The 20,689-nt window shown below is 70.7% G+C and carries 18 protein-coding genes; 9 read left to right on the top strand and 9 right to left on the bottom strand.

Features of this window, described 5'->3' with window-relative positions; translation table 11 throughout:
• Positions 1-144 precede the first annotated feature (144 nt).
• The 5 genes from ACU5E9_RS06840 to ACU5E9_RS06820 all read left to right on the top strand — a co-directional run bounded on the left by ACU5E9_RS06840 (position 145) and on the right by ACU5E9_RS06820 (position 3,172).
• A complete protein-coding gene (locus tag ACU5E9_RS06840) occupies positions 145-267 on the top strand; it encodes a hypothetical protein (RefSeq protein ID WP_456812865.1) in 123 nt (40 codons plus the stop codon).
• 29 nt (positions 268-296) lie between these two features.
• Positions 297-989 carry a GAP family protein gene (locus ACU5E9_RS06835; protein WP_456812864.1) on the top strand — a complete coding sequence of 231 codons (693 nt, stop codon included), beginning with the start codon at positions 297-299 and terminating at the stop codon, positions 987-989.
• A gap of 114 nt (positions 990-1,103) precedes the next feature.
• Positions 1,104-1,607, top strand: a complete 504-nt coding sequence (locus ACU5E9_RS06830; protein WP_456812863.1) for a cupin domain-containing protein — start codon at positions 1,104-1,106, stop codon at positions 1,605-1,607.
• A 268-nt stretch (positions 1,608-1,875) separates the two neighbouring features.
• Positions 1,876-2,652: a DUF4433 domain-containing protein gene (locus tag ACU5E9_RS06825; RefSeq protein ID WP_456812862.1), complete on the top strand. Its 777-nt coding sequence runs from the start codon at positions 1,876-1,878 to the stop codon at positions 2,650-2,652.
• 34 nt (positions 2,653-2,686) lie between these two features.
• A complete protein-coding gene (locus ACU5E9_RS06820; RefSeq protein WP_456812861.1) occupies positions 2,687-3,172 on the top strand; it encodes a hypothetical protein in 486 nt (161 codons plus the stop codon).
• Between the two features lie 114 nt (positions 3,173-3,286).
• On the opposite strand, the gene ACU5E9_RS06815 is transcribed toward ACU5E9_RS06820, so the two are convergent.
• The 3 genes from ACU5E9_RS06815 to ACU5E9_RS06805 all read right to left on the bottom strand — a co-directional run bounded on the left by ACU5E9_RS06815 (position 3,287) and on the right by ACU5E9_RS06805 (position 5,125).
• A complete protein-coding gene (locus ACU5E9_RS06815; protein WP_456812860.1) occupies positions 3,287-3,841 on the bottom strand; it encodes an MOSC domain-containing protein in 555 nt (184 codons plus the stop codon).
• A gap of 40 nt (positions 3,842-3,881) precedes the next feature.
• Positions 3,882-4,790, bottom strand: coding sequence for a DUF4097 family beta strand repeat-containing protein (locus tag ACU5E9_RS06810; protein ID WP_456812859.1), 909 nt, complete (start codon positions 4,788-4,790; stop codon positions 3,882-3,884).
• A gap of 125 nt (positions 4,791-4,915) precedes the next feature.
• Entirely contained in the window at positions 4,916-5,125 is a 210-nt protein-coding gene (locus ACU5E9_RS06805) for a hypothetical protein (protein WP_456812858.1), read from the bottom strand.
• Positions 5,126-5,276: 151 nt separating this feature from the next.
• On the opposite strand from ACU5E9_RS06805, the gene ACU5E9_RS06800 reads away from it, so the two are divergent.
• Positions 5,277-6,017 carry an endonuclease/exonuclease/phosphatase family protein gene (locus ACU5E9_RS06800; protein ID WP_456812857.1) on the top strand — a complete coding sequence of 247 codons (741 nt, stop codon included), beginning with the start codon at positions 5,277-5,279 and terminating at the stop codon, positions 6,015-6,017.
• A gap of 15 nt (positions 6,018-6,032) precedes the next feature.
• Here ACU5E9_RS06800 and ACU5E9_RS06795 read toward each other — a convergent pair whose 3' ends face one another.
• Positions 6,033-6,323, bottom strand: a complete 291-nt coding sequence (locus tag ACU5E9_RS06795; protein WP_456812856.1) for a GNAT family N-acetyltransferase — start codon at positions 6,321-6,323, stop codon at positions 6,033-6,035.
• Between the two features lie 148 nt (positions 6,324-6,471).
• On the opposite strand from ACU5E9_RS06795, the gene ACU5E9_RS06790 reads away from it, so the two are divergent.
• On the top strand, positions 6,472-9,894 hold the full coding sequence (locus tag ACU5E9_RS06790; RefSeq protein WP_456812855.1) for a TM0106 family RecB-like putative nuclease: 3,423 nt from the start codon (positions 6,472-6,474) through the stop codon (positions 9,892-9,894).
• Positions 9,895-9,912: 18 nt separating this feature from the next.
• Here ACU5E9_RS06790 and ACU5E9_RS06785 read toward each other — a convergent pair whose 3' ends face one another.
• Together ACU5E9_RS06785 and ACU5E9_RS06780 are read right to left on the bottom strand one after the other, a co-directional pair.
• Positions 9,913-10,272, bottom strand: coding sequence for an A1S_2505 family phage non-structural protein (locus ACU5E9_RS06785; RefSeq protein ID WP_456812854.1), 360 nt, complete (start codon positions 10,270-10,272; stop codon positions 9,913-9,915).
• A 3-nt stretch (positions 10,273-10,275) separates the two neighbouring features.
• Positions 10,276-10,782 carry a MarR family winged helix-turn-helix transcriptional regulator gene (locus ACU5E9_RS06780; RefSeq protein ID WP_456812853.1) on the bottom strand — a complete coding sequence of 169 codons (507 nt, stop codon included), beginning with the start codon at positions 10,780-10,782 and terminating at the stop codon, positions 10,276-10,278.
• Positions 10,783-10,894: 112 nt separating this feature from the next.
• On the opposite strand from ACU5E9_RS06780, the gene ACU5E9_RS06775 reads away from it, so the two are divergent.
• Entirely contained in the window at positions 10,895-11,527 is a 633-nt protein-coding gene (locus tag ACU5E9_RS06775; RefSeq protein ID WP_456812852.1) for an NADPH-dependent F420 reductase, read from the top strand.
• Between the two features lie 77 nt (positions 11,528-11,604).
• On the opposite strand, the gene ACU5E9_RS06770 is transcribed toward ACU5E9_RS06775, so the two are convergent.
• The 3 genes from ACU5E9_RS06770 to ACU5E9_RS06760 form a co-directional block, all read right to left on the bottom strand.
• Entirely contained in the window at positions 11,605-14,643 is a 3,039-nt protein-coding gene (locus ACU5E9_RS06770; protein ID WP_456812851.1) for a DEAD/DEAH box helicase, read from the bottom strand.
• Positions 14,644-14,710: 67 nt separating this feature from the next.
• Positions 14,711-17,005 carry a putative bifunctional diguanylate cyclase/phosphodiesterase gene (locus ACU5E9_RS06765; RefSeq protein WP_456812850.1) on the bottom strand — a complete coding sequence of 765 codons (2,295 nt, stop codon included), beginning with the start codon at positions 17,003-17,005 and terminating at the stop codon, positions 14,711-14,713.
• A 135-nt stretch (positions 17,006-17,140) separates the two neighbouring features.
• A complete protein-coding gene (locus tag ACU5E9_RS06760) occupies positions 17,141-19,306 on the bottom strand; it encodes a S9 family peptidase (protein ID WP_456812849.1) in 2,166 nt (721 codons plus the stop codon).
• A gap of 157 nt (positions 19,307-19,463) precedes the next feature.
• Here ACU5E9_RS06760 and ACU5E9_RS06755 point away from each other — a divergent pair, with 157 nt between their 5' ends.
• Positions 19,464-20,600, top strand: a complete 1,137-nt coding sequence (locus ACU5E9_RS06755) for a hypothetical protein (RefSeq protein ID WP_456812848.1) — start codon at positions 19,464-19,466, stop codon at positions 20,598-20,600.
• Positions 20,601-20,689: the final 89 nt, after the last annotated feature.

Here is a 20,689-nt window from a genome sequence, read left to right as displayed (position 1 = left end):
GCAATGTAGTTCCAGAACCCGCCGGAGGCAACCTGCGACCGCACGACGGATGGGCGGTGCAGCCCCGCCGCATTCGCGACCGGTGTACGTTCACCTCGAGTCCATCCGCCCGGCTCCGGCCAGGCGCACCACCAGGGAGAACGCATGCTGGCTTTCGGCACCGGTGCCCGGCTCCTCGTGGCGCTGCACGCCCTGTTCGTGCTCGTCGCCACGGTCGACGTCTCCGCGAACCGGCGGCCACGGCGTTCGACAATCTGGTCCGGCTGACCTCGTCGCCGCAAGAGGGAGGCGTCGACATGGATGAGTGGGGGCAGCTGCTGCCGCTGGCGCTGACCATCGCGCTGAGCCCGCTGCCGCTGGCCGCGTTGCTGCTGATGCTGCTGGCGCCCGGCGGGTTCCGGGCGGCCGCGGGCTTCAGCATCGGTTGGTTCGTGGGGGTGCTGATCGCGGCCACCCTGCTCGCGTTGCTGTCGTCGCTGCTGCCGCACGACCGGGCCGGGGGCACCCGGGCGCTGCAGGTCCTGGTTCCGCTGCTGCTCGGCATCGCCCTGATCGTGCTGGGGCTCGTGCAGTGGCACGACCGGCCGAGCCGCGGAGCGGAGGTGCCGCTGCCGCGTTGGCTGAGCGCGCTGGACCGGCTCACCCCGGCCAGGGCGACCATGATCGGGGTCGGCTATGCGGCGTTCCGGCCGAAGAACCTAGTGATGGCCGCCGCTGCCGGGGTGATCATCCTCGGCGCCCATGCCGACCCCGCCGGGATCGTGGTCTCGGTGGCGGTGTTCACGGCGTTGGCGTCCATCACCATGCTCGGCCCGGTGGTCGCGTACGCGTTCGGGGGAATGGCGGTGCGGGGCCGGCTGGAGCGGCTGCGCGCGTGGCTGGTGCGGAACATGCCGTTGATCACCGTCATCACGGTGCTGCTGCTCGGCGTTTTCCTGGTGCTCGTCGGCCTGGCCACCTGGGCCGGCCCAGTCTTCGGTTGGGCATAACTCCTGCTGGATTCGCCGCGGCCGCGCGGCATCCGCGAAACGACGCGGCCGGGCTCGGCGGTCAGGGAGAATTGCAGGAGTTATGCCCCCTACCCCCTGATTTGGAGACCTCCGATGGCCGCACCCGACCAGAACAGCCGCCTCGCGGTCCGCCGCACCGCCGACGGGGAGTTCATCGAACGGCTCGAGCGCCCAGCGCTGGCGGTGGAGCTCGGCCTCGAACCGCACCCGGAGGGCGGCTGGTACCGGCGCACCTGGACGTCGCCGGTGCCGGTGACGCTCACGGATGCCGACGGCAGCGAGCGGGTGCGGCCGGCGGCCACGCTCATCCACTTCCTGCTGCCGGCGGGGGAGTCCTCGGCGTGGCACCGGGTGGCGTCGAGCGAGATCTGGATCTGGAACGGCCAGGGCGCGGTGCAGTTGGAACTGGGTGGCGACGGCGACGAGCCGGACCCCGATGAGAGCCCGGTGCTCGGCGGCCGGCTGTTGCGCGGTGAGCGCACCCAGGTGCTCATCGGCGCGAACGTCTGGCAGCGCACCCTGCCCGGCGAGGAGGACGCGCTGGCGAGCTGCCTGGTGTCGCCCGGTTTCGACTTCGCCGACTTCTCGATGGAGTAGCGGCGGACCGCCCGGGAGGTCCGCAGCCTCCGATTACGCCCGGATCGTTCCCGAATTGACCCCGGAACACCCCCGGATGGCCCCGGTTGTGTCACCACTGCCGCCGAAATGACCGTAACTTAGATAGGTAGGCACGCGTGCGTCGAACCCGACGCCCAGCGAGCTTGCGTACACGAGAGGTTGAGTTGTGAACGAGGAATGCATCCACGGACTGGACGGGGAGCTGTGTGCCCTGTGTTTTCCACCCGCCGCCCCCGTCGCATCGACCGTGCCCGTCGCCCGAGCCCCGCGCGCCAGCCGCGCACGCACCCCTGAGGCGCCCACCGCGCTGCGCACCGTCGCCGCGCCCATCACCACCGGCACCGCCAAGACCAAGCGCCACGACGACAATGTCGGCGAACAGCGCATCTACCACCTCACCCACATCCGCAACCTGCCCGGCATCCTCGCCACCGGCCGACTGCTGGCCGACACCAGCGACGACTGGGAGAGCCGCCCCGTCGTCGACATCTCGTCGTCCGCGAACCGGGACGCCCGCCGCCAGACGCAGGTCGCCGGCCCGGACAGCCTCGCCGTCGCCGACCACGTGCCGTTCTTCCTCTCGCCCAACGCCCTGGTCTGGGAGAACATCCGCGCGCAGTCCCTCGACCCGCGCCTGTCCGACAACGCGCACGACGCCGCGGCGTTCGACTTCGTCATCCTCGTCTCCACGGTGAAGAAGGTGCTCGACGCGCAGGCCGCCGACGACGCGGCCACCCCGTTCGCCGTGACGGATGGCGACGCCGCGTTCACCGCCACCCGCTTCGGCTCCACCCCCGACGCGGCCGACACGCTGCTGCGATCGCTCCGCGCCGACCTCGACTCCGACACCATCCTCAAGGCCGAGCTGCTCGTGCCGGGGGAGTTCCCGTTCGGCCTGATCACCCTCATCGGTGTCGCCAACGACCGGGTGCGGGACGCGGTCAAGCCGGTGCTGGCCACCCTGAGCCACAAGCCCAAGGTCGCCGTGTACCCGCCGTGGTTCCACCCCACCGAAGAGCTCTAGACCAGCGGATGCGCCGGGCGGCGGTAGCCAGCAGGTGAGCGCCGAATCGCGCGCCCGGAATGCGACCCAGCACCTGCCGGCCCGCTGGATCGAGGTATCCGTCGACGCCGCCGGCGCGCACGAGAGCGCCCGGGTGGCAATGGCCCGGCACCGGTACACGCCGGTCGGGGAGGTCGTCGACGGCGTGGCCCAGTACCAGTACGGCACCCTGCTGACGGAGTTCCTCTCCGAGATCGCCGGGCTGCCGTTGATCCTCCGGCTGGCCGGCAAGCCGTACGGCTACGCGAAGATCGCCGTGTGGACAGCGCCGGTGCCCGACGGCACCCGGCTGACCGTGAGCCTGCTCACCGGGCTGTTCCACGCCGAGGAGCTGCGGCGCACGATCGACGACCTGATCATCGGGTTCGGTGCGGCCGGCACGCTGCTGCGCACCGGGGAGCCGTTCTCCGGGATCGACCTGCCTGCAGAGTCACCCGGCCAACCGTACGCGCACCGCCGCTGGCGGGCCCGCCGGGCCTGAGCGCATCCGCCCGCCGCCCTGAGCCCATCCCCGGCCTCGTTGAATTGCGGGAAAGTGCCCCTTCACGCGCGTCGAAGGGGCATTTTGCGGCACGTCGATGCCGGGGATTGGGGGTCAGACGACGCCGAGCGGGAGGTGTTCGCCGGCGGGCAGCTCCACCCGCAGGGCGTCGCCGGGGGCCACCGTGCCGTCGGCGACGACGATGCCCATGATGCCCGCCCGGCGAAGCACCAGGCCGGCGTCATCCTTGGTCTTGAGCACGCCCTTGAGGCCCGGCTGGAACTTGTCGATCATCGAGCAGGGGTCGCGGATGCCGGTGACCTCGACGACGGCGTCGGCGCCGAGGTGCAGGCGGGTGCCGAGCGGCAGCGCCAGCAGGTCGAGCCCGGCGGTGGTGATGTTCTCGCCGAGCTGCCCGGCCGAGACCTCGAACCCGTCGGCCGCGAGCTCGTCGAAGAGTTCGGAGCGCACCAGGTGCACCTGGGTGAGGTTGGCCCGGGTGGGGTCGGTGCGGATCAGGTAGCGGTGCTGGGTGGTGGGGCCGGCGTGCGAGTCACCCTCGATGCCGTAGCCGGCGAGCAGGCGGATGCTCGGCACGACGGGCTTGCTGAACCGGTGCTTGTCGTCCCGGCTGACGGCGACGACGGAGCTCTTCTGCTGCTCACTCATCCCGCCATCCTGCCAGATCCCGCCCCCGTCCGGCCGGCGCTCAGCGGGTGGCCTCGATCGTGATGCCGCCGTTGGTGGTCCGGGCGGTGATCGAGCGACGCGAGGTGCTGTCGGAGGGCACCGACTCCGCATCCACCGAGCCGTTAGTGGTCTGAGCGGTCACCAGGTACGAGACCCCGGAGACGGGTACCCGCACGGTGAGTGACCCGTTGGTGCTGTCGGCGTCGACGGCGTCCGGCGCATCCACGAAGGCCAGCTCGACCGACCCGTTGGTGGTTGTCGCCTGCACGGTCTTGGAGACGGCGTCGGTGACGCGGATGTCGCCGTTGGTGGTCTGCAGGTCGACCCGGCCCACCGTGCCGTCGGCCTCGATGGTGCCGTTGGTGGTGCCCAGGGTGAGCCGTCCGGTGAGCCCGGATGCCGTGATGCGACCATTCTCACCGTCGACGGTTGTCGGCAGGGAGCGCGGCAGTTGCACGGCGACGGTGATGGAGCAGCGGGAGAACAGCTGGCTGCGGCAGCCGCCGCGCACCTCGGTGACGCCGCCCTCTGTGCGCACCGTGAGAGTGGGTGCGTTGCCGAAGAAGGAGCCCGTCATACGCACATGCACCTGGTCGTCGGCACTGGGTTCGAGGGTGACCGCGGTGTTGGGGATCTGCACGAGCAGGCTGGTGCCCGGCGTTTCGTCGGCGCCGAGGTCCACCGGGCCGCTCCGGCCGGAGAGGGCGAAGAAGAACGCCGCAACCAGCAGCAGCACGCCCACCGTCGGCACGAGGATGTAGAGCAGGGTGCGCCAGAGCGGTGCCGGCCCCTGGCCGGCGGCCGGCGGACCGGCGCTGGGCGGCTGCTGGTTGGGCACTGGCGGGCTGGGCGGTGGCGGGCTGGGCGGGCCCGCGGCCGAACGGTCCATCGGCGGCCGCGGGCGGCCGTGCGGCGGCGTATCGGTCATGGCGGTGGGCTCCCCGGCTGTGCGGGGTCCTGGCGCCGCCCGGCAGCGTGCCGGGGCGGGCGGACGCCCGATGCAGGGGACGGTAGCAGGGTTGCCGACGCCTGGATATGGCGGCCGCGGGCCGGTCAGCGCTTGGTGATGTCCCGTTCGCGGTAGCGCAGCAGGCGGGCGCGGATCGAGAGGATGCCGCCGACCACGAGGGCGACCACGGCGATGGGAAGGAGCACGGAGAGGAACTGGTTGCCGGTGGCGGCGTTGACGATCAGGAGCAGCACGGCCAGGCCGCTGCAGGAGAACGCGGCGATCGTGTAGGTGGTGAACGTCCAGTTTTTCACGGGGCAGGCATCCAATCGGTGGCGCCCGGGCGCGACCGCCGGGCTGAATACACGGTACCAGCGCGGCCCTGACCCGGCACCCGATGCGGTATTCGGTGCGGCGCGAACGTAGGCTTGAACTCTCATCACCGAATCTCAAGATAGGTCTGACGTGAAGGTCATCAGCTACAACCTCCGCAAGAACCGTGCCAGCGGGGAACTCATCGCACTCGCCGAGGAGTACGACCCCGACCTGTTGTGCCTGCAGGAATGCGACACCCTCGCTCTGCCGGCAGAGGTCGGCCTGCTGCACCTCGCGGACTCCACCACCCGCAACCGGCTGGGTCTGGCGGTGTACTACCGCCGGGACCGCTTCACGGCCCAGAAGACGCAGACCTTCGCGCTGAAGAAGTCGCTGCACGACCGGGTGCTCACTCCCGCGCACGAGCGACTGATCGGCACCCGGCTGCACGACATCGTCGCCGACCGGGAACTGGTCGTGGCATCGTTCCACGCGGCACCGTTGACCGCGTTGAACTCGCTGCGCCGCAACCAGATCAAGTCGGCGCACGAGGAACTCGCCGTGCTCGGCCCGAACCTGCCGACCCTGATGGTGGGCGACTACAACTACCCGATCTTCAAGAAGCACCTCAGCGCCCAGGTGGAGCTCTCCGGGTACGACCTCACCCTCAGCGACAGCCGCACCTACACGCGGTACAAGTTCTTCCGCGGCCACTTCGACCTGGCCACCTCCGTCGGGCTCACCATCGACAGCGTCGAGACCCTGCCGCGCGGCACGAGCGACCACATGCCGATCCTGGTCACCTCGTCGTACGGCGACGCGAAGGCGCGTACCGACAGCGTGTCGGATGCCGCCGGCGGCACCCTTCCCGGCGGCGAGTTCTCGATCTGACCCGATGCGGGTGGGTCAGCCGCGTACCCGCAAGAGGGCGGCGCGTTCCGGATGCTTGTCGAACCATCGGGCCACGTACCAGCAGTCCGGCGCGACGGCACGGTTGCTCGTGGCCTCGACGTCGTCCATCGCGAACTCCACCACCTGGCCGGCCAGGCCCTGGCCGCGGCGGTGCGGGTCGGTGAAGGTGTGGTGGAACGACACCGTGTCGCCCCGCACGGCATAGTCGGCGAGGGCGGCGAGTTCGCCGTCGATGTAGAGGGCGTAGCGGGAGGCATCCGGTTCGTGGATGAGAGCAGTGGTCACCCGCTAAGCGTAGCCCCGCCGTGTCGGTGGTCTCCGGTAACCTGACCACATCCCAGCAGGTGGAGGCGCCTTCGTGTTCTTGCTCGATTCGACAGTGATTTTCAGTGCGAGCGACCTCGGCGCTGCAGCGGGTTGCGAGTGGGCGCTGATGCGGAAACTCGACAGCAAGCTCGGCCGCATCGACAGCGTGCCCGATGACGGCGACGCCATGCTGCGCCGGGCCGGCGCGCTCGGCGACGAGCACGAACTTCGCTACCTGGAGACCCTCAAACGCACCCGCCAGGTGGTCGAGTTTCCCCGACCGTCCATGCAGGACCTGCCGCAGGCCGCCGCCGTCACCGCAGACGCCTTCCGGGCCGGCGCCGACGTACTCTTCCAGGCCACCTTCTTCGACGGCCGGTTCGTCGGATTCGCCGACTTCATCATGCGCATCGACGTGGCCGGTGATGAGGATGGCAGCGCCGCGCCCACCTACGAGGTCTACGACACCAAGCTCGCCCGTTCCGCCAAGATCACCGCGCTGCTGCAGGTGGCCGCGTACAGCGACCAGCTCGACCGGCTCGGCATCCCCACCGGCGAGAACGTGCACCTGCTCCTCGGCGACGGGCGCACCAGCACGCACCGGCTGCGCGACATCCTGCCGGTCTACCGCAAGCGCCGCGCCCGGCTGGAGCGACTCATCGACGAACGGGTGGCCGACCCCGAGCCCACCCCGTGGGGCGACCCCCGCTACACCGCCTGCGGCCGCTGCGCCGCCTGCGCCATCGAGGTGGAGGCCCACCGCGACGTGCTCCTCGTCGCCGGGATGCGGCTCACCCAGCGCCGGCACCTGCTGGAGGCCGGGTTGACCACGATCGAGGCCCTGGCCGTCAGCTCCGGGCCGGTCGACGGCCTGGTCGATGCCACCGTGGGCGCCCTGCGCGCCCAGGCCCGGCTGCAGCTGCAGTCCCGCCAGCTCGCCGCCGGGGAGCCCGGCCACGCCGACGCGCCCGCCTTCGAGGTCTACAACCCGGTGGCCCTCGGCGCCCTCCCAGAGCCCGACGCCGGCGACATCTTCTTCGACTTCGAGGGCGACCCGCTCTACAGCGAGACCACTGCTGGGGTGGACCGGGTCGAGTGGGGCCTGGACTACCTCTTCGGCCTGATCGAGACCGACGGCACCTTCCGCGCGTTCTGGGCGCACGACTACGCCGAGGAACGCCAGGCGCTGATCGACTTCCTCGCCTACGTCGCCGAGCGTCGCGCGACGTACCCCCACCTGCACATCTACCACTACGCCGCCTACGAACGCACCCACCTGCTCGCGCTGGCCGCCCGGCACGGCGTCGGCGAAGACGCCGTCGACGACCTGCTCCGCGACAACGTGCTCGTCGACCTCTACCCGGTCGTGAAGAAGAGCCTGCGGGTGGGGTCGCACAGCTACTCGATCAAGAAGCTTGAACCGCTCTACATGGGCGACGACCACCGCGAGGGCGTCGACAACGCCGTCGACTCCATCACCGCCTACGCCGACTCCCGCGACCTGCTCAGGGCGGGTCAGACGGATGTCGCCCAGGCCATGCTCGACGACATCGCCGACTACAACGAGTACGACTGCCTCTCCACCCTGCGGCTGCGCGACTGGCTGCTCGCCCGCGCCGACGAGGCCGGTGTGCCCCGTGCCGCCGCCCGCGACCTCGAGCTGGACATCCCGGTGCGGGAACCCAGCCCGGTCTACCTGGCGCTGGCCGCCGAGGTGGCGGATGCGGCGCCCGGCGACCGCACCCCAGACCAGACGGCCATAGCGCTGGCCTCCGCCGCGATCGACTACCACCGCCGGGAGGGCAAGAAGTTCTGGCAGGAACACTTCGACCGGTTGCGCAACCCCGTCGACGAGTGGTCCGCCACCCGCGACGTGCTGATCGTGGAACAGGTCACCGTGGCCCGCGATTGGACGCTGGTGGGCCGGGACCGCAACCTCTCCCGGGTCCTCCGCATCGACGGCGAGCCCGCGCCGGGCAGCTCGCTCAAGCTCGGCCAGCGGCCCTTCCTGCTCTACGACGCGCCGTATCCGCCGCTCGCAGCCACCGGCGAGCCCGGCTCCCGGGTGGCGCACGAACGCACCGAGATCACCGGGCTCGTCGACGAGGCCACCGGCGAAGAGGTCCTCTACGTCACCGAGAAACTCGGCACGGGCATCGACCCCTACGACCACCTGCCGATGGCGCTCACCCCGGCCACCCCGCCGCCGCCCGGCACCCAGGTGCCCGCGATCGCCGCATGGGGCCAGCGGGTGCTCGACGCCCTGCCGGCGATGCTGCCGGATGCCGCGCTGGACATTCTGCGTCGGCAACCGCCGCGCCGGGTCTCGACAGGCTCGACCAGCGGGGTCTCGACAGGCTCGACCGTCGACGGGAACATCACCACCGCCATTCGGGACAGCCTGCTCACCCTGGACCGGTCCTACCTGGCGGTGCAGGGCCCGCCCGGCACCGGCAAGACCTACACCGGCTCCCGGGTCATCGCCGAACTCGTGCGCGACCACGGCTGGAAGGTCGGCGTCGTCGCCCAGTCGCACGCCACGGTGGAGAACATGCTCTCCGCCGTGCTCAAGGCCGGGCTGGCCGCCGGGCACGTCGGCAAGAAGGCCAAGGCGGGGGAGGAACCCCGCGAGAACGGCTGGACCGCACTGACGCCGAACCGGTTCGCCGAGTTCACCGGTCAGGCCGGCGGCTTCGTGCTCGGCGGCACCGCCTGGGACTTCAGCAACGCCACCCGCATCGAACCGGGCTCGCTCGACCTGCTCGTGATCGACGAGGCCGGCCAGTTCTCCCTGGCCAGCACCATCGCCTCCGCCGTGGCGTCCCGCCGGCTGCTGCTGCTCGGCGACCCGCAGCAGCTCCCGCAGGTGAGCCAGGGCTCCCACCCCGAGCCCGTCGACGTCTCCGCGCTGGGCTGGCTCACCGACGGGCACGACGTGCTGCCGGACGAACTCGGCTACTTCCTGGCCAAGAGCTGGCGGATGCACCCCGCGGTCTGCGCGCACGTGTCCCGCCTCTCCTACGAGGGCAAGCTCGAGTCCCAGGCCGCCGACCGGTTCCTCGACGGCATCGAGCCCGGCCTGCACCCGGTTCCCGTGCCGCACAGCTACAACTCCACCTCGTCGCCCGAGGAGGCTGCGGCGGTCACCGACCTCGTCGGTTCGCTGCTCGGCCGGGCCTGGACCGTCGACGGGGGCACGGCCCCGCTGGCCCAGGGCGACCTGATCGTGGTGGCGCCGTACAACGCCCAGGTGGAGATCATCCGCCAGCACCTCGCCCTCGCCGGCTGGTACGACGTGTCGGTGGGCACCGTCGACAAGTTCCAGGGTCGGGAGGCGGCCGTGGCCATCGTGTCCCTGGCCGCGTCGAGCGCGGAAGAGGTCCCGCGCGGGCTGGAGTTCCTGTTGCTGGCCAACCGGCTGAACGTGGCGATCTCCCGCGCGCAGTGGGCGGCGTACCTCCTCTACTCGCCGGCGCTGACGGATGCGTTGCCGCACAACGCGGGCACGCTCGCGCAACTGAGTGCCTTCATCGAGCTCGTCGAAGGTTAGGACGAGGGTAGGCCGGCCTCAGCGCTCGAGCTCCGCCGCGAACCGCTCCGGCAGCACCACGTTCTCGCCCGCACCGGCGAAGAACGGCGCGACCTCGGTGGGGGTATAGCCGGCGATGCCGCAGCCGATCTCGGTCACGAGGAACCTGAGCTCCGGGTGGTCGGCGGCGAAGTCGACGAACCCGGCCACCTCCATCCGCAGAATGCCCAGCCCGCTCATGCTGTTGATCGCGTAGGACTGGCCGTGCAGCCCATGGCCCTGGCCCCAGACCGCGCCGAACCTCTCGTGCGCCAGTGCGGCCGCGCCGGCGGAGTGCAGCCCGGCCGCGTTGGAGCCGAACACGAACACCTCGCCGGGTTCCAGCCGGGTGATCCGCATGGCTCAGGCTCCCTCAGTGGCCTTCGGATTGAGCCGATTGGTGGGGTCGAGCTTCATCAGGAGCTGGTTGGAGATGGCGTCCAGCTGGGCCACCTGTTCGTCGGTGAGGGGGTCGATCACGTTCTCCCGCACCGTGCGCACATGCCCGGGCGCGGCTTCCCGTACCACCGCCCAGCCCTCCGGGGTGAGGGCGGCGTTGGTGGCTCGTCGGTCGGTGGGGCAGGGGCTGCGCTGCACGAGCCCGCGGTCCTCGAGGCGCTTCACCACGTGCGATAGCCGGGGGAGGCTGGAGTTGGTCATCGAGGACAGCCCCGTCATGCGCAGGGTCTGGTCGGGCGCTTCGGAGAGCATCGCGAGCACGTAGTACTCGAAGTGGCTGAGGTCCGAGTCGCGCTGCAACTGGGAGTCGAGCAGGCCGGGCACCAGTTCCACGACGGCGACGAAGCGCAGCCAGGCGTGCAGCTGGGCGGGGCTCAGCCACTCGGCGGCAGCGGTCTCGTTCGTGTCCATGTAGAGAGCTTATCAAGGGTTTTGAGACTTTGGTTGACGCGACAAGTAAAAGTGGGGTACATTACTTGTATCAACAACTAATCAATCGCCGCGAGGCGAGAGGGAGTACGTCATGACGAGCATCAGCATCATCGGAGCAGGCAACATGGGCACCGCCATCGCGGGAATCGCGGCGAAGGGCGGCGCATCCGTTCAGCTGCTGGCGCAGGATGCCGAGAAGACCGCGGCCGCTGCCGCCGCGCTCGGCGCATCCGTCGTCGCCGGTGCCGCGGGTGACGCGCTCACCGGTGACATCGTGGTTCTCGCCCTGCCCTACCCGGCCGTCGCCGGTGTGCTCGCCCAGTACCAGGGCCAGCTCGACGGCAAGATCGTCGTCGACATCACCAACCCGCTCGACTTCGCCACCTTCGACTCGCTCGTCGTGCCGGCGGATGGTTCGGCCGCGCAGGTCATCGCCGAGACGGTTCCCGGCGCCCGCGTGCTCAAGGCGTTCAACACCACCTTCGCGGCCACCCTGGCCACCGGTGGCGTCAACGGCGTCGCGCCCACCACCGTGCTCGTTGCCGGTGACGACGCCTCCGCCAAGGACGCCCTCATTGCCGTTCTCGTCGCCGGTGGCGTGCTCGCCGTCGACGCCGGCGCCCTCAAGCGCGCTCGTGAGCTCGAGGCCCTCGGCTTCCTGCAGCTCACCCTCGCCGCCGCCGGCACCACCGGCTGGACCGGCGGCTTCGCGCTGGTGAAGTAACCCGTCCCGCAACCCGCGAGCCGTGAGAAGGGCCCCGAAAACCTCGAGTTTTCGGGGCCCTTCTCACGGCTCGGGGACTATTGGAGGAGGTTCTGGAGGTCGTCGAGGGTGAGCGACTCGGCGAAGAGGTTGTCGTCGTCGAGGACCGCCTGGGTGAGCTTGGCCTTGGATTCCTTCAGGGCCATCACTTTTTCCTCGATGGTGTCCGCGGCCACCATCCGGTAGACCATCACGTTGCGGGTCTGGCCGATCCGGTGGGTGCGGTCGATGGCCTGGCTTTCGCTCGCCGGGTTCCACCACGGGTCGAGCAGGAACACGTAGTCGGCCTCGGTGAGGTTGAGGCCGAACCCGCCGGCCTTCAGGCTGATCAGGAACACCGGGTCGTCGCCGGTCTTGAACGCGTCGATCACGCCGGGCCGGTCGGTGGTGGAGCCGTCAAGGTAGCTGTAGCGGATGCCGCGCTCCTCCAGCCGCGCCGCCGCGAGGGCCAGGTACGAGGTGAACTGGCTGAAGATCAGCGCCCGGTGCCCCTCGGCGACCAGCTCGTCGAGCTGCTCGAGCAGCGCGTCGAGCTTGCTGGAGGGCACGCCGGCGTACTCGTCGTCGACCAGCGACGCATCCAGGCTCAGCATGCGCAGCAGGGTGATCGACCGGAACACGATGAACCGGTTGGCCTCGAGGTCGTCCATCAGCCCGAGCAGCTTCTGGCGCTCCCGCTGCAGGAAGGTGTCGTAGATCTCGCGATGCGCAGGATCCAGCTCGATGTGCAGCACCTGCTCCTGCTTGGCCGGCAGGTCGCGGGCCACGACATCCTTGGTACGGCGCAGCATCAGTGGGCGGATGCGCCGCCGCAGCCTGGTGACCAGCTCCTGTTGGGAGCGCACCTTGCGCTCGGCCGGGCGCAGGTACTCCTCGGTGAACCGACGCGCGGAGGGGAACAGCCCCGGCGCCACGATCGAGAACAGCGCCCAGAGCTCGAGCAGGTTGTTCTCCATCGGGGTGCCCGTCACCGCGAGGGTGAACGGCACGTCGATGTAGAGGGCCGAGCGATACAGCTGCGAGGTGCGGTTCTTCACGAACTGGGCCTCGTCCAGGATCAGGCCGGCCCAGCCCAGCGCCTGGTAGGCGTCGAAATCGAGCCGGAACAGGGCATACGAGGTGACGAGCACATCCACGTCCTGCGCCTGGTCGGCGATGGAGCGCCCGCTGGTGGCCTGGGTGCTCGCTACCGATGCCACCCGCAGGCCCGGCGTGAAGCGGGCGGCCTCGGCCACCCAGTTGGAGACGACGGAGGTAGGGGCCACGACGAGGAACGGTCGTGGGGCAGCGGGCTCCGCGGCATCGGCATCACCGGGCCCAGCGCCGGGCGCCGCGGCGGGGTTCTGCACCGCGTGGCTGAGCAGCGCCAGCACCTGCAGGGTCTTGCCGAGTCCCATGTCGTCGGCGAGGATGCCGCCCAGCCCGTGTTCCCAGAGGAAGACCAGCCACTCGAACCCGTCCACCTGGTACGGGCGCAGGGTGGCGTTCAGCCCGGCCGGCAGCGGGGTGGCGCGGGGGAGCGCCCCGGCGTCGCCGCGCTCGAGCTGCAGCAGGCCGCCGACCGCAGCGCGCCAGGACACGGCCTGGTCGGTTTCGTCGGCGAGGTCTTCGAAGTCGCTCCACAGGCTGGCCTGGTGCCGGTTGATGCGGAGGCCCGTCTCCCACTCCTGCAGGCCCCTGGCCTCCTCGATCAGGTCGCGCAGCCGATCGAACACCGGCTGGGTCAGCGAGAGATAGCTGTTGTCGCTGAGCAGCAGCTTCTTCTTATTCTTGGCCAGGGCGGTGAAGATCGGGTTGAACGGGATGCTGCGGCCGTCGATGTGCACGAGCACGCCCAGGTCGAACCAGTCCCGCTTGTCGGTCTCCAGGGTGGTCACGGTGAGGTGCGGGGTGCCGGTGAGTTCGCGGTAGTCGGGTCTGTCGCCGACCAGCTGTACCCGCACGCCCGCGACGCCGTCGAGCCGGGGCAGGGTCTTGTCGGTGTACTCCGCGGCCGGCAGGCCCGTGAGGGTCACCGCCGGGGCGCCGGGGTCCGGTGCGGCGAGGCCCGGCACCGCGGTCGCCACCCGGTCGAGCAGATCGACCTCGGCCAGCTCGTCCCGGTCGCCCTGCCACTGCCAGTCCAGCCGAACGGCCTGCTTCGGTTCGAAGCTCACGGTGTGCACGAGCACCGGCGGCGGCGGGGGCGGGAACTCGATCGACGCATCCGCGCTGGTGACCGGAACGCCGCGCCTCAGCGCCGGGTAGTACCCGGCCAGGAACTCGTCCACCTCGCCGGCCGGCACGACGAGGTCGGGCGAGCCGGCCTCCGCCGCTCCGAGCAGGCGGCGCTGGTCGGCGGTGAGCGGTTCGATGGTCGGCGCGAGCACGATCGCCGGATCGGCGCCGAGCCGGAAGGCATAGACGCCGTGCGTGCCCAGGGCGCCGGCGTCGACGACCGGATGCGTCTCGCCGTCGATGGTGAGCCGGGGAGTGAGGGTGAGGTCCGACGCGGTCAGGACCGCGTCGAGGGTCACGGCGGCGGAGTGTCCGACCGTGACCTGGGCATCCTTGTGGCTGCCGGCCAGGGCGATGCCGAGCCGTTGTGCCTCGGCGAGCAGGTGCCAGAGCAGCGGGCTCTCGAACTCGTCCAGGTAGAGCCACTCGGTGTCCTGGCCGTTGTAGACCGGCTTGTCCACGCGGTGCAGCGGCACGAACTGGCAGAACCAGCGGTGCTGGTCGACGTTGAGGTTGAGCCGGTTGAGCTGGTAGCCCACATTGCTCCAGGTGAGGGTGGACTTCACCCACTTGCCGGAGTCGCTGCGGACGACGGGCCGCACGCCGAGCCGGTAGGCGCCGGCGCGCGCCCGGGTGGCCGAGGCGCGCACGGCGGTGGCGCCACGCCACCGGTCGTTGTTGCGCGGCGTCTGCTCGCGCAGTTCGAAGAGCAAGCCCATCGGGGTGCGGTCCGGCGCCTCCGGCCCGCCCGTCGGCGTGGCAGGGCCGTCGGGGGAGTCGGCGCCGGTCAGGGCGGCGACCGTCGACTTCCAGTCCGCCGCGGCTGTCGCCGGACGCGGCGTGGAGGCGGAAGGCGGCATGGCTCCATGTTCTCACGTGCCCCCGACAGGTCGGGAGCCCGGGTCCTCCCGGGCGGCGGCACCCCGGTCAGAGAATCGGCAGCAGGCTCTGCGCGCCCGTGCCGGACGCAGCGCGGTCGGTCAGCCAGGCCTCGAGCGCGGCGGCCGGCACCGGGCGGGAGAGGAAGTAGCCCTGCGCGACGTCGCAGTCGAACCGGGCGAGCTGGGCGAGCACCTCCGCGGTCTCCACGCCCTCGGCGACGATGCGCAGCCCCATGCTGTGGCCCAGGTGGATCGAGGAGGCGACGAGCGCTGAGGCCCGCTCGTCGTCGAGCATCGGGATGACAAAGGACTGGTCGAGCTTGAGTTCGTCGATCGGCAGGTCCCGCAGGTAGGCCAGCGAGCTGTAGCCGGTGCCGAAGTCATCGACGGCGATCATCACGCCGGCGGCACGCAGCTGCACCAGGATGGCGCGGGCCCGGTCCCGGTCCACGAGCAGGAACTCCTCCGTCACCTCGAGCATCAGCGCGGAGCCGGGCAGGTCACGGTCGGCGAGCATCGCCACGACGATTCCGGCCAGCCGGAAGTCCGCCAGCGACCGGGAGGACAGGTTGACCGCCACGGTGAGCGGCAGGCCGTTGTCGTGCCAGGTTTTCGCCTGGTCGAGGGCGAGGGTCAGCACCGTGCTGGTGAGCGCGCGCATGAGGCCGCCCTTCTCGGCGACGTCGAGGAACTCGCCGGGGAAGAGCAGGCCGCGGGTGGGGTGGTTCCAGCGCACCAGGGCTTCCACGCCGTGCACGGTGTTGGTGCGCAGGCTCACCTTGGGCTGGTAGTGCAGCACCAGCTGGCCCTCGTCCAGGGCCACCCGCAGGTCCTGCAGGGTGCGCAGCCGGGTGACGTCGTTCGAATCGTCCTCGCTGGAGTAGAGGTGCTGGCCCACCCGGGTGGCCTTCGCCACGTACATGGCGATGTCGGCCTTCCGCAGCAGGTCGCCGAGGTCGGCGCCGTGGTCGGGGGTGAGGGCGATGCCGATGCTCAACTCCAGCTCCAGGCTGAGGCCGTCCACCATCAACGGCTTGGCTGTTTCCGCCCGCAGCCGCCGGGCCATGGCCAGGGCCCGCTGTGAGTCGGCGTGCCGCAGGTGCACGGCGAATTCATCGCCGCCGAGGCGTACGAGCATGTCGCCGGCCCGCAGGGCGCCGGAGAGACGCTCGCCGATCCGGCTGAGCAGCCGGTCGCCGGCGTCGTGGCCCAGGCTGTCGTTCACTTCTTTGAACCGGTCGAGGTCCAGCACCAGCAGGGCGCTGGGCGGCGCGTCCGGCTCGCGGAGCCGCGCCGACACATCCATTGCCAGGGCGCGCCGGTTGGGCAACCCGGTGAGCTCGTCGGTGCGGGAGAGGGCGTGCAGCATCCGTTGGCGGAAGGCCAGCGGAATCGTGGCGAGGGCCAGGGTGGCGCCGGCCAGGCAGACCGCGAGCAGCGACACGTGCACCTGGCTGGCGAGCAGGAGCACGCCGATACCGGCGACCGTCGCCACCAGCGGCACGGCGACGGCGATGCCCGCGGCGGGCGAATCGTCGGGGGCCGCGACCCGGGGGGACCCCGGCTGCACCCGCACCGAGAGCAGCACCCACGCCGTGATCAGGGAGAACCCCACGGCCCATGCGGCGCCGAGCACCGTGCGGAGCGGCGAGTCTGCGGCCGGCAGGTTCAGGGCCTCGACCACTTCCGCCCCGGCGAACACCAACAACCCGGCAGCGAGCAGCAGGCCGTGACGGCCCAGCACGACGACCGGTGCGGATGCGATGGCGGCCAGCGCTGCCACCAGCAGCATGTCGACCACCGGGAACGCGATCCCCAGCAGCCCGGCAGCGGACAACGGGCGGGAGAACGCGTCCTCGATCGGCGCGCTGAGCACGACGGCCAGAAGCGCCGCGGCGCCCAGGCCGCCCACCGCGCTGCTGAGCAGCACCGGCCAGCCCTGGCCGCGCAGGGAGCGCAGGCCGAGGACCGCCAGGGCGGCGATCATGAGGGCGTAGAAGACGAGGTAGCTGGCGTCGGTCACGCTCGGCAGCCGGCTCGTGCCGGTGCCGGCGGGCAGCAACCGGGCGGCCGTGTCGCCGATGGCGATGGCCGTCACCGCGAGGGCGGCGAGGGTGACGTCGGCGCGGCCGAAGCGCACGCGGACGCAGGCCAACCAGACCAGGAGCACGGCCGCCCAGTCGCCGAGCAGGGCCATCCACACGTCGACGAGCAGGTTGACCCCGTCGCCGTGGAACACCAGGGCGACGAGGTAGACGAAAAGCGCGATCGGCACGCTCCAGAGCAGGATGCGGTCGATGATCACCTGGCGCCGGGTACGGAGCGCACCGCCTGCGGGCATGGCGGAGCCTGGCAGCGGTACGGTCGACGCCATGCCCTGCACTGGGTCCCCCGCCCCGTCGTGTGCGCCTGCGCGCGATACCGCGTTAGCTTAGTGGGTTCTCCCGCCCGCCAAGCAACCCCCATCGCAGCACGCTCAAACGGCGGCGGAACCGGTTCGTTCCGTCGCGGCCAGGTCGCCCTCACCCGACGGATGCGCCCCGGCCGCGTCGATCAGCCAGGCGTAGTCGAACGCCCGCTCACGCCAGCCGGCGTAGCGGCCGGAGACCCCGCCGTGGCCGGCCGACATCTCGGTCTTGAGCAGCGCATCCGCCCCCACCTCGCGGAGGCGCGCCACCCACTTGGCGGGCTCCACGTAGAGCACCCGGGTGTCGTTCAGGCTGGTCACGGCAAGGATCCGCGGGTAGTGCGTCTGGTGCACGTTCTCCAGCGGCGAGTACGACTTCATGTAGGCGTACACCTCCGCGTCGTGCAGCGGGTCGCCCCATTCGTCCCACTCGATCACGGTGAGCGGCAGGCTCGGGTCGAGGATCGAGGTGAGCGGGTCCACGAACGGCACTCCGGCGAGGATGCCGGCGAACAGGGACGGCGCCATGTTGGCCACGGCGCCCATGAGCAGGCCGCCGGCGCTGCGGCCCTCGGCCACCAGCCGGTCGGCCGTGGTGTACCCGCAGTCGATGAGGTGCTCGGCGCAGGCGACGAAGTCGGTGAACGAGTTGCGCTTCTGGTGGGTCTTGCCGTTTTCGTACCAGAGCCGGCCGAGCTCGCCGCCGCCGCGCACGTGCGCGACCGCGAAGACCATGCCGCGGTCGAGCAGGCTGAGCCGGGCGATGCTGAACGACGGGTCGATGCTGATCTCGTAGGAGCCGTAACCGTAGAGCAGGGTCGGCGCCGGGGTGCCCGGTTCGACCAGGTCCTTGCGGTAGACGATCGAGATGGGCACCTTGGTGCCGTCGGCTGCGGTCGCCCACTCGCGGCGCTGTTCGAACAGGGTCGGGTCGTAGTGGCCGAGCACCGGCTGCTGCTTGAGCTGGCGCAGCTCGCCGGTGGCGACCACGTAGTCGTAGACCGTCGACGGGGTCACGAAGCTGGTGTAACCCAGGCGGATGGTGGGCTGGTTCCACTCCGGGTTGCTGCCGGTGCCCACCGAGAAGAGGGCCTCCTCGAAGGCCAGTTCGGTCAGCCCGCCGCCACGCTTGGTGGCGTAGGCCACCCGGGTGAGGCCGTCCCTGCGGTACTCCACGACGACGAAGTCGCGGAACGCGTCGACGCTTTCGAGCCGGATTTTCTCGTTGTGCGCCAGCACCACCCGCTTCTCGCCCCGCGGGTCGGAAGCGGGCACGCTGACCAATTCGAAGTTGACGGCGTGGTCGTTGTGCACGATCAGCAGCCGGTCCTCGCCGTCGATCACGGCGTGCTCCACGTCGTACTCCACGTTGTCCCGCCGCGGCCAGACCACGGCGAACTCGCCGGTGGGGTCGGCGGCGTCGAGCAGGTAGGTCTCGCTGGTGACGCTGGAGCCGGCCTCGATCATGAGGTACCGGTTGCTGCGCGAGCGGCCGACGCCCACCCAGAACCGTTCGTCGGGTTCGGTGAACACCTGAACGTCGCTGTCGGCCGGGGCGCCGACCTCGTGCCGCCAGACGGTGTCGGGGCGCCAGGCGTCGTCCACGGTCGTGTAGAAGATGTAGCGGCCGCTTGGGTCGAACAGGGCGCCGGCGCTGGTGTTGGGGATCTCGTCGGCGAGGTTCTCGCCGGTGGCGATGGTGCGCACCCGCACCGTGTAGCGCTCGTCGCCCTCGATGTCGACGGCGTAGAGCAGCCGGGTGCCGTCGTCGCTGACGTCGAAGCTGCCCAGGGAGTAGAAGTCGTGGCCGGCGGCCTCGGCGTTGTCGTCGAGCAGCACCTGCTCGCCGGGCAGGCCGGGAGCGCCGGCGGGGGTATCCGCGGCGGCCGGTTCGATCACCGGGGGAGTCCAGTCGTCGGGTCCGGTGATGGGCGCGCGGCAGTGGATGCCGTACTCCATGCCTTCGACCGAGCGGGTGTAGTGCCACCACTGGCCGCGGCGCACCGGAACGCTGAGGTCGGTCTCCTGGGTGCGGTCCTTGATCTCCTCGAAGATCTGCTCCTGCAGCAGCTCCAGATGGCTGGTGCGGGCATCCGTGTAGGCGTTCTCGGACTCGAGGTGCGCGGTGACCTCGGGGGCGTCCTTGTCGCGCATCCACTCGTAGTTGTCAACGAACACGTCATTGTGATGGATGCGCCGCGTGGGCTTCTGGGCGGCGACGGGAGGAAGGTTCATCCCTTCAGCGTAGCCATCCGATCCGACCCGTGCCCGGTGTTCGGACGACGCGCCGGGAGCGCCCGGGTTCCCCTTAGGGGGGTGAGCCGGACCGGCGGCGCAGGGAGCGGGAGTCGTAGGGTGAGCGGAGGGGAAGAACGCGAGGAAGGCACGGGGGATGCGCGCAGGCACACGAGGACGCCGGGCGAAGGCCCGAACCCTGGCGGCACTGCTGCTGACCCTCGTGCTGGGCGGATGCGCCGCTGTTCCAGACGTGGTGGCGGCGCCAACGGCCACCCCCGAGCCGGAGTCCGAGTTCATCGGTGGAGTGGGCGACGAGGTGGTGCTCATCAACTGCGGAATGTTCGTGCCGATCCAGGCTGCCGCCGACGTGCTCGGGGCGCCGGTTACCGAGGTCATCGACCAGCAATACCGGCCTGCCACGACCACCCCGTATGCCGGAGTGGTTGCGGCCACGATGGCGTCGCTCAGTATTCGCTTCGCGGGCGGGCACCAGTGCCGGTACGTCCTGGCCGGCGCGGAGGACGGCGGCCCCGAGGTGCTCGTGACGGTGCTGCCGAAGGGAGCCGCGGAGTTCGGCCTGATCGAACCCGACGTGAACGATGGCCTGGCCAACATGCTTCCCGCGAAGCTGGGCGACCAGGCGTTCTCCGCCTGCCGCGACGGTGAATGGCAGGGGTGCCGCGCCGAGGTGCTCACTGGTTCCACCTGGCTCTCCATCTCGGTGAGCACACCCGACCTCGAGCCGGCGGTCTTCGAGGGATATGCGGCCGGTGTCGTCGAATCCCTGGGCGCCCTGAAGTTCGCACAGCCCCCGGGTCCGGCCCGTCCGGACTGCGGCGCGCTGGTGAGCCCGCACGACCTCAGCGGTCCCGGCGCGCTCGCCGGCGCCACCGGCGGCGACCTCCTGCTGCTGGATGACCGGGCCTCGCAGACGGCGGCGACCGAGGTGCGTGGCGGGCTGGTGGAGTGCGCCTGGTCCGGCACTGATGCCGGCTTCAGCGGGGTGTCGCTCACGATCATGCCCGGCGCGGTCGGACAGTTCGGCTACCTTGAGCTCGCCGAGTTGCCCTCTCCGATCGCGCTGGAAACGGTGGACCTCGCCGGCGAGCCGGGTGCTCGCTGGCCGGACACCGGAATCGAGGCCCTGGCCGGTTGTGCCGCGGACCAGTGCCAGGTCACCGTGCTGGCGGATGGCGTGTGGCTCACAGTGACCACGACGGGTGCGGCGGGCCTGCCCGGGACGACGGCGCTCGCCACGTCTGCGTACGCCCGATACGCCGCGGCCACCTGACCCCATGCCCCGTGGTTGCACGGGTAACTGTTCCCGCAACGGACAAGTGGGCCCGGCACACCGGGACCACTTGTCCGATTAGGGAACAG

It is taken from the genome of Cryobacterium sp. AP23 (assembly GCF_054075385.1).
This window is presented reverse-complemented; position numbering and strand designations above follow the sequence as displayed.

Excerpts from the sequence above, each read along its gene's own strand:
- ACU5E9_RS06840 (WP_456812865.1), top strand. The coding sequence starts at position 145 with ATGCTGGCTTTCGGCACCGGTGCCCGGCTCCTCGTGGCGCTGCACGCC.
- ACU5E9_RS06835 (WP_456812864.1), top strand. The coding sequence starts at position 297 with ATGGATGAGTGGGGGCAGCTGCTGCCGCTGGCGCTGACCATCGCGCTG.
- ACU5E9_RS06830 (WP_456812863.1), top strand. The coding sequence starts at position 1,104 with ATGGCCGCACCCGACCAGAACAGCCGCCTCGCGGTCCGCCGCACCGCC.
- ACU5E9_RS06815 (WP_456812860.1), bottom strand. The coding sequence starts at position 3,841 with ATGAGTGAGCAGCAGAAGAGCTCCGTCGTCGCCGTCAGCCGGGACGAC.
- ACU5E9_RS06810 (WP_456812859.1), bottom strand. The coding sequence starts at position 4,790 with ATGACCGATACGCCGCCGCACGGCCGCCCGCGGCCGCCGATGGACCGT.
- ACU5E9_RS06790 (WP_456812855.1), top strand. The coding sequence starts at position 6,472 with ATGCGGAAACTCGACAGCAAGCTCGGCCGCATCGACAGCGTGCCCGAT.
- ACU5E9_RS06785 (WP_456812854.1), bottom strand. The coding sequence starts at position 10,272 with ATGCGGATCACCCGGCTGGAACCCGGCGAGGTGTTCGTGTTCGGCTCC.
- ACU5E9_RS06780 (WP_456812853.1), bottom strand. The coding sequence starts at position 10,782 with ATGGACACGAACGAGACCGCTGCCGCCGAGTGGCTGAGCCCCGCCCAG.
- ACU5E9_RS06775 (WP_456812852.1), top strand. The coding sequence starts at position 10,895 with ATGACGAGCATCAGCATCATCGGAGCAGGCAACATGGGCACCGCCATC.
- ACU5E9_RS06770 (WP_456812851.1), bottom strand. The coding sequence starts at position 14,643 with ATGCCGCCTTCCGCCTCCACGCCGCGTCCGGCGACAGCCGCGGCGGAC.
- ACU5E9_RS06765 (WP_456812850.1), bottom strand. The coding sequence starts at position 17,005 with ATGCCCGCAGGCGGTGCGCTCCGTACCCGGCGCCAGGTGATCATCGAC.
- ACU5E9_RS06760 (WP_456812849.1), bottom strand. The coding sequence starts at position 19,306 with ATGAACCTTCCTCCCGTCGCCGCCCAGAAGCCCACGCGGCGCATCCAT.
- ACU5E9_RS06755 (WP_456812848.1), top strand. The coding sequence starts at position 19,464 with ATGCGCGCAGGCACACGAGGACGCCGGGCGAAGGCCCGAACCCTGGCG.